Raw genomic sequence first — 11,572 nt, forward strand, 5'->3', positions numbered from 1 at the left:
TTACTAGGGTCATTATTATGATCAGCCATATAATTCCCGAACTCGAAGAACAACGCCGTGACGCTTTGGTTGGTTATTACCTCGGTCAGCTTGTTCCTTCGGATGCAACCTCCGCTCCCTTGGGGTTGACCACGCCTGATGATTTATACGAATACCTGTTGATCGATAACCAGGTCAGTGGTGAGGTTGAAACCAGCCGGGTTGCGCAAGGTATTGCCAGCATTCAGCAATATATCAATGCCATCTACAACGGCATGGAGCCAGGGTATGCGCGTGGTTTTGATGACGAGCGTTTACGGCTCTGGCGTGAAGGCATGAGTGAATACAGCGTCTGGGCAGGTTACCAGATGATTGAGGACTACCCGGAAAACTATATTGATCCGACACTTCGCCTGAACAAGACCAGTCAGTTCGAGGTGTTTGAGTCGGAGCTGGGGCAAAGCCGCATCAATGAAGATAATGTAAGTTCGGCTCTGAAAAACTATCTGGACAGCTTTGAGCTCATCAGTAATCTACAGGTTGTTGCCTGTTATGTAGACGGTGAAGATTTTCGACGGGCCGACTATTATTTTGTCGGGCGTCAGAATGTTGAACCCTTTGCTTATTACTGGCGTATGGCAAAAATTGATTTACAGGAAAACAGCACTCAGATATTGCCATCGGCGTGGACAGAGTGGAAAAGGATTGATATAGCGTGCGATGCGAAGGTGCAGCATGTACGCCCGGTCGTAGTGGATGGCCGGTTACATTTTATCTGGGTGGAGCTTGGACAGGCAGAAACCGATGACCTGGGTGCAAAAACCGGTAAATATTATTATCGGGCCAAGATGTCCTATAAGCACATCTCTGACAAGTGGTCGTCCGCAACGGTGATTTACGAAGGGTTGACCGAAAAGCAGAGTCTGGATAGTCGTCATGACGGGAGTCCCTTGGCAGGGCGTTTTACTCTTGTGGCTGCCATGGATGTTCGTTTTGCAGGTGAGCCTCGTTTGATTATTTGCTTTCAATATAGAACGGATGCCAGTACGGCAGAAGTGACGGCTGATCCTGAGCGTTTTGTGCGGGTGTTCGATAAGCTTTTTAACAGGATTGTATTGAGTCAGGCTGAAGAGATACAGCTGTATGGAATTGCTGTCACCCTGCTGGGCGGGAACCCGGCGCGTGCGCAATATCCCTTGAGCGGGAAATACGCTGACGGTAATAGTGAGTGGATGTTGGATGGCGTTATCTGGAGTACGAGTGGAGATAATGACATGCCACCAGGAGGTATCAATCAATCGCTTGAACTTAAGGCGGAACTTCGCAGTTCGGGAGACGGATGTGTGTTGGAGACGCAGGGTATCTGCTCTGCAAAGCGCTATCGGCGTAGCGAGTTCTATATTTGTGTTTATGGAGCAAGGCGAGTAGATCTATCTGAGTGTAGGTTTGTTGTAGAGGGTACTCATAAAGGATTTCAGCTTGAAATTACAATTTCCATTCCCAGCTTTTTTTTACCAACTGTACGCGGCGACTTGAATTGGAATGAGGAAGTCATCAAGAGCTTTGGTACTGAAGATTTTGAATTGATATCTACTGATGATCCTTGGGTTTCTGTTTATCGGGCCAATTTTGATTTATCCATTAATCCTGAAGATTTCCCAACACCGACAACTGAAGAGGTTAAAGCGGGAGCCGGATTCGCGCTGGATTTCCAGGGGGAGCCGGGGCTTCTGGACAGTAACTCCAATCATTATGGTGAAACGATGGTTACGGTGACTCAAGGTTTTGATATCTGGGATACCTCTCCGGCCGTTTCGAGTCAGCTTGTGCTTAATGGTGCAGCCAAGACACCAGTAGAATCCATTTCCTGGCCCGGTATTGAAACGGTAAAAGTCCTTCATTTCGGAGCGCTGCCCAAAGGTTCCGGTTATGGTTATAACGAGTTTCATATTACAAGAACCGTAAAGCCGACGCCGGTACCTCTTATTGTCACTACGCCTGCGGGAGGACAATTCCTTGATCTGGAGGCGCTCAAGTTACCCTCTTTGCGTTATGTACGAATGAATACCACCTTCGCCAGAGAGCTAGTAAAAAAAGCTGAGCGCTCTCTGAAAAGTGTATTGAGTTGGGACGTTCAGCATACCCAGGAGCCACCGGCTCCTGGTAGCACCTCAGTGCCACTGGATTTCAAAGGTGCCAATGGCCGTTATTTCTGGGAACTGTTCTTTCATGTCCCGCATCTGGTTGCCCACCGGTTACATACCGAGTTCAATTATCTGGGGGCGGAAAGCTGGCTGCATTACCTGTTCAACCCCTTGGAACGCATTGCGCCCCTGTATCCGCCACCTGTTGCAGAACACCCATATTGGACCAGCCGGCCGCTGACCTTTGAAAATGACCCGGCCTACGAGTGGGGCGGGCTGGGCGATCCCGATGCAATCGCCTATGGCGCGCCGTCCCATTACCGCAAGACCATTTTCGTCTTTTATCTGAATAATCTGATTGCCCATGGCGACATGTTGTACCGGCAGTTGACTCGCGATACGCTCAATCAGGCGCAGCTTCTGTATGTTCGGGCGGCTTCATTGCTTGGGCCTCTCTCCAAAGGCCGCAGCATCAGCCGCTGGACTCCCATGATGCTTAAGGATGCTGCCGCCAGTGATAAGTCATTGTTCGCGGACTTTGAAGCTTCGGGGCTCGAGGGGCTGGAAAGTGATATTCCGAGCCATTCTGAGGGACAGCTCTGGTTGCACTTGCTGGATGCGCCGTGGTTTCGTCTGCCGGTCAACACCAGACTGCTTGATCTCTGGGACCGCCTGGCCTTGAGGCTTTATAACCTGCGTCATAACCTGAGCCTGGATGGCAAGCCCCTTTCTTTGCCGCTCTACGCACCAGCGGCAAATCCGACCGATCTGCTGCGAGCACAGGCCGCGGGCGGCGGCAGTGGACAGCGACGTCTGGGTTCGCTGGCGATCATTCCGCCGTATCGCTTCAGGGCCATGCTGCCGCGGGTGCAGAACGCCGTTGAAACGCTGATCCGCTATGGCGATCAATTGCGTAGCTACATGGAGTTGCGTGATCGTGCCGATCAGGAGGAGTTGCAACAATCTCATGTGCTGGAGCTGTCGGCCTTCACCGAGACTCTGCAGACGCAGATGATCGAGCATGCAGTCAAATCCCGAGATGCGTTGACGGGGAGTCGTGCTGCCATTGAATCGCGTAAAGTCTATTACCAGCAACTGGAGCAGGAGGATGTCAGCCAGGCCGAGAAACGTGCAATGAGTTTGCAGAGTGAAGCCAAAGACGGCGATAAAGATGCCTTGATAGGGACGGCTATCGCCCATGTAACTGATGCTTTGGTTCCATCCATCTTCGGCACCTCGAACGGTGGTATGCGCCCGGCCGGATTAGGCTTTTCTGCTGCAACGTATCTACAGAGTGAGGCGTTGGGAAAAATCCGAGATGCCGAACAGGCGCTGATCAGCGAACAATACCGCCGCCGTCGCATCGAATGGCAGTTCCTGGCTCGTCAGGCCGAACAGGATCTGGAGGCGATTGACCTGCAGATCGAGGTTCAGGACATTGCCGTCGAGGCAGCCAAGACCAGCCTTGCACAAGCGACCAAGGCTCAGGAGCAGGCTCAGATCTATTACACCTTCCTGAAAAATCGTGCCACTGGGCCAGCGTTGTATCAATGGCTGATCGGTCAGATGGCGACCCTGTATTTCCAGGCTTACGATGTGGTGCTGTCGATGTGCCTGGGGACCGAGGCCTGTTGGCAGTACGAAATTGGTGATCGTGATACCCGGTTCATTCCTGTCAACGCCTGGGCCGATAACCGCTACGGGCTGACAGCGGGCGAGATGCTGAAACTGGGCTTGTTACAGATGGAGTCGGCGTTCCTCTCCCGGCACGAGCGGCGGCTTGAACTCACCAAGACGATCTCCCTGAAAGCATTGCTCAAGAACTATGACCCCGGCGCAAATACTCGTGAGCCTGAACCTCGTGCAACGGGCTGGGAAGCAGTCATTGCCCAACTGGAAACCACAGGAGAAATTGCTTTCGATTTTGACTCCTCGTTATTCGACAAGGATTATCCAGGCCATTATTTGCGTCAGATCGTGCGTGTGTCTGTATCCATCCCCGCCGTTCTGGGGCCTTACGAGGATATTCGTATCCTGTTGACTCAGCAGACGAGCAGTGTGCTGTTGAGTTCTGACATTCGCGGCGTGAATTATCTCTACAAAGAGGCGGGCGAGTTGCCGCCGGACTCGGATGGCGAGGTCGACCCGACACATATCGTGTTCAACCCCAGAGCCAATCAGCAGATCGGTATTTCCACCGGCGTCGATGACCACGGCATGTTCATGCTGGATTTTGGCGACGAGCGTTATTTTCCGTTCGAGGGTACGGGGGCCGTGTCGCGCTGGATCCTGAGTTTTCCACGCCATGAGTCCGAGCGGCAGAAAGCGATTCTGGGGTCCTTGACCGATATCATCCTGCACGTCAGATACCTTGCCGTGGACGGTGGCAAGGTATTCAACGCCGAGGTGGAGAAACTGGTGAAAACCGTGGAAGAGGGCGAGTCTTCCAGGCTTCTCAAGTGAGGGCGCTGTCGAACGTGCCGATATCCTTGAGAAGTATCTGCAGGGTTTCATGCACCTCGCCCAAATCATCAGCCGAAGTGTTATGCAGGATCTCGTAGCGGGTATCGCCACCCAGGGCTGCTGCATCCTCGGCTGAAATGTCTACCACCAGATGCGTGGTGCTCAGGGAAACCTTCAGGGCGGTGACGTACACCGTGTCATCACAGACGGTGATTTCGACTTCGTCTTCATCCGGAAAACGCGCCAGGGAAAACAGCTCGTTCTTTTCGTCATGGCAGCAAAGCAGCGCCATGTCGTCGTTCTCGTCGTCGCAAGGATTGGCGAGTAAAAGGGCGGTCTTGATTTGCATGGCGAGGTCCTGACTGGGCTAGCGGACGAGTGTGCCAGCCCCGGACAAAATTTGCTGGGTAATTCTCTTTGGGGTGGGACCCGCTCCCGAATGAATTCGGTCCCACAGATCATCAGGACAGGTGGGTTGCCAGTTGTATGAAGGTTCTTGTTCACCGATGTCCGAATATGTCGCAGCCTTGTAAGTATCCGCCAGCCTGCTCTCGTTAAGCTGCGATCAGATGAGTGGTCAAAGAGCCACTCCGTCCTGTGTCGATCTCATTTGTGAAATGGAATGTGACGACTCGTTCGCGGCAAGCGTTATTTCTTTAGCTTTACACTCTGCCATGCTGTGCCTCTGCCCGTTACATCCCGGTGCAGTCTGGTACGAGACACTTCCATCAAGCTTCCTCCTTATAAAAGCAAAGCGGAGTACCACAGATGGCGTTCTTCACCGCAGCCAGCAAGTCCGATTTCCAGCACCAACTGAAATCGGCACTGGCTCAGCACATCAACGAACAGGCATTGCCACAAGTAGCGCTGTTCGCTGAGCAATTCTTCGGCATCATTTCCCTGGATGAACTGACCCAGCGTCGCCTTTCCGACCTGGCAGGCTGCACCTTGTCCGCCTGGCGCCTGCTGGAGCGTTTCGAGCATGGCAAGCCTCAAGTGCGGGTCTATAACCCTGATTACGAGCGTCATGGCTGGCAGTCGACTCACAGCGCCGTCGAAGTGCTGCATCATGACCTGCCGTTTCTGGTCGACTCGGTACGTACCGAGCTGAATCGTCGCGGTTACAGCATCCATACCCTGCAAACCACCGTACTGAGCGTGCGTCGCGGGGCTGCGGGCGAGTTGCTGGAGTTGCTGCCCAAGGGCACGACGGGCGAGGGTGTGCTGCAAGAATCGCTGATGTATCTGGAGATCGACCGCTGCGCCAACGCCAACGAACTGAGCGTGTTGGCCCGTGAGCTGGAGCAGGTGCTGGGTGAAGTCCGCGCTGCGGTAGAAGATTTCGAGCCGATGAAAGCCCGCCTGCACGAGTTGCTGGCAAGCATCGATGCCAACGAATACAACACGGATGAACCAGAGAAGGCCGAAATCAAGGTCTTCCTGCAATGGCTGGTGGATAACCACTTCACCTTCCTGGGTTATGAAGAGTTTGAAGTTCGTGGTGAAGGCGATGGTGGTCAACTGATCTACGACGAGTCGTCCCTGCTGGGCCTGGCCAAGCTGCTGCGTCCGGGGCTTTCCAGCGAAGACCTGCATATCGAAGGCTATGCGGTGAATTACCTGCGCGAGCCGACACTGCTGTCGTTCGCCAAGGCTGCGCACCCGAGCCGTGTACATCGTCCGGCTTACCCTGATTACGTTTCGATCCGCCAGATCGATGCGTCGGGCAAAGTCATCAAGGAATGCCGCTTCATGGGCCTGTACACCTCGTCGGTGTATGGCGAAAGCGTGCGGCAGATTCCGTACATCCGTCGCAAGGTGGCGGAAGTCGAGCGTCGTTCCGGCTTCGATGCCAAGGCTCACCTGGGCAAGGAGCTGGCGCAGGTCGTTGAAGTGCTGCCACGCGACGATCTGTTCCAGACGCCGGTGGACGAGCTGTTCAGCACCGTGATGTCCATCGTGCAGATCCAGGAGCGCAACAAGATTCGCGTGTTCCTGCGCAAGGACCCGTATGGCCGTTTCTGCTACTGCCTGGCTTACGTGCCACGCGACGTGTATTCCACCGAAGTGCGCCAGAAGATCCAGCAGGTTCTGATGGAGCGCCTGAAGGCCAGCGACTGCGAGTTCTGGACCTTCTTCTCCGAATCGGTCCTGGCCCGTGTGCAGTTGATCCTGCGCGTGGACCCGAAGGTCAATCTGGATATCGATCCGGTACAACTGGAAAACGAAGTCATCCAGGCCTGCCGTTCGTGGAAAGACGATTATTCGAGTCTGGTGGTCGAAAGTTTCGGCGAAGCCCATGGCACCAATGTGCTGGCCGACTTCCCCAAAGGCTTCCCGGCAGGCTACCGCGAGCGTTTCGCTGCGCATTCGGCTGTCGTGGACATGCAGCATGTGCTGAGCCTGAGCGAAACCAACCCGCTGGTCATGAGCTTCTATCAGCCGCTGGCTGGTGGCCGTCAGCAGTTGCACTGCAAGCTGTACCACGCCGATACACCGCTGGCGCTCTCGGATGTGCTGCCGATTCTGGAAAACCTAGGTCTGCGCGTGCTGGGCGAGTTCCCGTATCGCCTGCAACATGCCAATGGCCGCGAGTTCTGGATTCACGACTTTGCCTTTACCTATGGCGAAGGCCTGAACCTCGATATCCAGCAGCTCAACGATACGCTGCAGGACGCCTTCGTCCACATCGTGAGCGGCGATGCCGAGAACGATGCCTTCAACCGTCTGGTGCTGACCGCCGGTCTGCCATGGCGTGACGTGGCGCTGCTGCGTGCCTATGCCCGTTACCTGAAGCAGATTCGCCTGGGCTTCGACCTGGGTTATATCGCCAGCACCCTGAACAACCATACCGACATCGCCCGTGAACTGACGCGCCTGTTCAAGACCCGTTTCTATCTGGCACGCAAGCTGGGTTCCGACGATCTGGACGACAAGCAACTGCGTCTGGAGCAAGCGATTCTCACGGCCCTGGACAACGTTCAGGTGCTCAACGAAGACCGCATCCTGCGTCGCTACCTTGACCTGATCAAGGCGACCCTGCGCACCAACTTCTACCAGACCGACGCCAACGGCCAGAACAAGAGCTACTTCAGCTTCAAGTTCAACCCGCGCCTGATTCCCGAGCTGCCAAAGCCGGTGCCGAAGTTCGAGATCTTCGTCTACTCGCCGCGCGTCGAGGGTGTTCACCTGCGTTTCGGCAATGTGGCCCGTGGCGGCCTGCGCTGGTCCGATCGCGAAGAAGACTTCCGTACCGAAGTGCTGGGCCTGGTAAAAGCCCAGCAGGTGAAGAACTCGGTCATCGTGCCGGTGGGTGCCAAAGGTGGTTTCCTGCCACGTCGCCTGCCGCTGGGTGGCAGCCGCGATGACATCCAGGCTGAAGGCATCGCGTGCTACCGCATCTTCATCTCGGGTCTGCTGGACATCACCGACAACCTCAAGGAAGGCGTGCTGGTGCCGCCTGCCAACGTGGTTCGTCACGATGACGACGACCCGTACTTGGTCGTGGCAGCCGACAAAGGCACCGCGACCTTCTCCGACATCGCCAACGGCATTGCCATCGATTACGGCTTCTGGCTGGGCGATGCTTTTGCGTCCGGTGGTTCGGCCGGTTACGACCACAAGAAGATGGGCATTACCGCCAAGGGCGCGTGGGTGGGCGTGCAGCGTCACTTCCGTGAGCGCGACATCAATGTCCAGCAGGACAGCATCAGTGTGATCGGTATCGGCGACATGGCCGGTGACGTGTTCGGCAACGGCTTGCTGATGTCCGACAAACTGCAACTGGTCGCAGCCTTCAACCACCTGCATATCTTCATCGATCCAAACCCGGACCCTGCCACCAGCTTCGTCGAGCGTCAGCGCCTGTTCAACCTGCCGCGTTCGGCCTGGACCGACTACGACACCAGCATCATGTCCGCTGGCGGCGGAATCTTCCCGCGTAGCGCGAAGAGCATCGCGATCACCGAGCAGATGAAAGCGCGCTTCGACATCAAGGCCGACAAGTTGACCCCGACCGAGCTGTTGCACGCGCTGCTCAAGGCTCCGGTGGATCTGTTGTGGAACGGCGGTATCGGGACTTACGTCAAGTCCAGCGAAGAGTCCCATGCCGATGTGGGCGACAAGGCCAACGATGCATTGCGCGTCGATGGCAACGAGTTGCGTTGCAAGGTGGTGGGCGAGGGCGGCAACCTGGGCATGACCCAGTTGGGCCGTGTCGAGTTCGGCCTCAATGGCGGCGCGACCAACACCGACTTCATCGACAACGCCGGTGGTGTGGACTGCTCCGACCACGAAGTGAACATCAAGATCCTGCTCAACGAAGTGGTGCAGGCCGGGGACATGACCGAGAAGCAACGTAACCAGTTGCTCGAAAGCATGACCGACGAAGTCGGCAACCTGGTGCTTGGCAACAACTACAAGCAGACCCAGGCTCTGTCGCTGGCGGCACGTCGCGCCTACGATCGGATCGCTGAATACAAACGCCTGATGAATGACCTCGAAGTTCGCGGCAAGCTGGATCGCGCCATCGAGTTCCTGCCGGCCGAAGACCAGATCGCAGAGCGCGTTGCGGCCGGTCAGGGCCTGAGCCGTGCCGAGCTGTCGGTATTGATCTCCTACAGCAAAATCGATCTCAAGGAAGCCTTGCTGGAGTCCCGTGTTCCGGATGACGATTACCTGACCCGCGACATGGAGACGGCGTTCCCGCCGTCGCTGAGCGCCAAGTTCTCGACCGCCATGCGTGCTCACCGCCTCAAGCGCGAAATCGTCAGCACCCAGATCGCCAACGATCTGGTCAACCACATGGGCATCACCTTTGTGCAGCGGCTCAAGGAGTCCACTGGCATGAGCGCGGCCAACGTGGCGGCTGCCTACGTGACCGTGCGTGACATCTTCCACCTGCCGCACTGGTTCCGTCAGATCGAGGCGCTGGATTACAAGGTCCCGGCTGAAATCCAGTTGTCGCTGATGGATGAGCTGATGCGTCTGGGCCGTCGTGCCACACGCTGGTTCTTGCGCAGCCGTCGCAACGAACTGGACGCCGGTCGTGACGTTGCTCACTTCGGTCCGCATCTGGCGGCATTGGGCCTCAAGCTCGATGAGTTGCTGGAAGGACCGACCCGTGAGGTCTGGCAGGCGCGTTACAAGGCTTATGTGGAAGCCGGTGTGCCCGAGTTGCTGGCCCGCATGGTTGCAGGCACCAGCCACTTGTACACCCTGTTGCCGATCATCGAAGCTTCCGACGTCACCGGGCACAATGCTGCCGACGTGGCCAAGGTGTATTTCGCGGTAGGCAGCGCACTGGACGTGACTTGGTACCTGCAACAGATCAGCAATCTGCCGGTGGAAAACAACTGGCAGGCGCTGGCCCGTGAAGCGTTCCGTGATGATATCGACTGGCAACAGCGGGCGATCACCATCTCTGTGCTGCAGATCCCGGAAGGTCCTGAGGATCTGGAAGAGCGTCTGGCCCTGTGGCTGGAGCAACACGCCCCGATGGTCGAGCGCTGGCGCGCCATGCTGGTCGAGCTGCGTGCGGCCAGCGGTACCGACTACGCCATGTACGCGGTTGCCAACCGCGAGTTGCTGGACCTGGCAATGAGCGGGCAAGCCGTCGCGGTTTGATGGTCTAGCCCGGTTGTAACGAAAAGCCCTGCATCGTCGTGATGCGGGGCTTTTTGTTTTTCGGGCGCGGGATTTTGAAGGCAATATATTTTCGCGAATAAATTCGCTTGTACGGTGGCGGTGTGGGAGCGAACTCATTTGCGAAAGCTCGCAGGATCACTGCCGCGTGCGAGGCATAGAGAGCGCATGTAAGCCATCGTCTGTCGCGGCGGCTCCACCTGCCGACAGCGGCACGCCGGGTATCGGTTCTTGCATGGTGACCAATCCGTCTTCGTAGCCTTCGGGGCTTGTACATTGCCAATGCCAGGCATCGCGCAGCATGGTTTCCAGGCCATACCGGGCGACCCAGCCCAGTTCGCTGCGCGCCCGTGACGGGTCGGCCCAGCATTGCGCGACATCGCCGGGGCGTCGCTCGCACATCTGCACCGGCACCTTCACGCCCGTGACCTGCTCGAACGTCTTCACCACTTGCAGCACCGAATAATCGATGCCGGTTCCCAGATTCCAGGCGCGGATTCCGCTGTGGGTGCGCAGGTAGTGCAAGGCATCGAGATGCCCGGCGACCAGATCCTGGACGTGGATGTAGTCCCGCACGCCGCTGCCGTCCACCGTCGGGTAATCCCCGCCATACACCGGCAGCACCGGCAACTTTCCGTCAGCCACCCGCAGCAGGTAGGGCAGCAGGTTGTTGGGGATTGTGTTGGGCGATTCGCCGATCAGGCCCGAAGGATGAGCGCCCACCGGATTGAAGTAGCGCAGCAGCGCAATGCGCCAGCGTTGATCGGCCCGAGCCAGACTGCCCAGCACCTGTTCGGCCATGAGCTTCGATTGCCCGTAGGGATTGGTGGGCCGGCCACTGCGGGCCTGTTCGGCGATGGGCATCTTGCGGCAACCGCCATAGACGGTGGCTGATGAACTGAACACCAGCGTGAAAACACCGGCGGCAGCCATCGCCTGGCACAGGTTGATGGTGCCGCTGACATTGGTGTCGTAGTAATGCAGCGGCTTGCGCACGCTTTCGCCTACGGCCTTGAGGCCGGCAAAGTGCAGCACTGCCCGGATCGGGTAGCGTGAAAACAGCTTGGCAAGCACTCCGCGGTTACGTACATCGCCCTGTACCAGAACAGGACGACGGCCACAGATCTGTTCGATCCGTGTCAGGGCATGTGGGCTGCTGTTGCAGAAATTGTCCAGAACCAGCACATCTTCGCCTACCTCCAGAAGGGCGAGTACCGCGTGGGCTCCGATGTAACCAGCACCACCGGTCACAAGGATCATAGAGTCACCTTCGCATGAAATAAGTGGGCTGCGACCGCTGTTGCGCTATGGCGAAGGTCTGCGCGGATGTAAATGGATCGCTT

At 56.8% G+C, this 11,572-nt stretch carries 4 protein-coding genes; 2 read left to right on the top strand and 2 right to left on the bottom strand.

Annotated features, from left to right (window positions below; translation table 11 throughout):
- Positions 1–17 precede the first annotated feature (17 nt).
- Entirely contained in the window at positions 18–4,586 is a 4,569-nt protein-coding gene (locus KGD89_RS07540) for a Tc toxin subunit A-related protein (protein WP_143008694.1), read from the top strand.
- On the opposite strand, the gene KGD89_RS07545 is transcribed toward KGD89_RS07540, so the two are convergent.
- Positions 4,579–4,935, bottom strand: a complete 357-nt coding sequence (locus KGD89_RS07545; protein WP_025259186.1) for a hypothetical protein — start codon at positions 4,933–4,935, stop codon at positions 4,579–4,581. The genes KGD89_RS07540 and KGD89_RS07545 overlap by 8 nt on opposite strands.
- A gap of 419 nt (positions 4,936–5,354) precedes the next feature.
- On the opposite strand from KGD89_RS07545, the gene KGD89_RS07550 reads away from it, so the two are divergent.
- On the top strand, positions 5,355–10,211 hold the full coding sequence (locus KGD89_RS07550; RefSeq protein WP_025259187.1) for an NAD-glutamate dehydrogenase: 4,857 nt from the start codon (positions 5,355–5,357) through the stop codon (positions 10,209–10,211).
- A gap of 156 nt (positions 10,212–10,367) precedes the next feature.
- Here the strand turns inward: KGD89_RS07550 and galE are convergent, their stop codons facing one another.
- Positions 10,368–11,489 (bottom strand): UDP-glucose 4-epimerase GalE, encoded by a 1,122-nt coding sequence (gene galE, locus KGD89_RS07555; RefSeq protein WP_025259188.1) that lies wholly within the window; start codon positions 11,487–11,489, stop codon positions 10,368–10,370.
- Positions 11,490–11,572: the final 83 nt, after the last annotated feature.

Origin of the sequence: Pseudomonas cichorii (assembly GCF_018343775.1) — a bacterium.
GTDB classification, from domain to species: domain Bacteria; phylum Pseudomonadota; class Gammaproteobacteria; order Pseudomonadales; family Pseudomonadaceae; genus Aquipseudomonas; species Aquipseudomonas cichorii.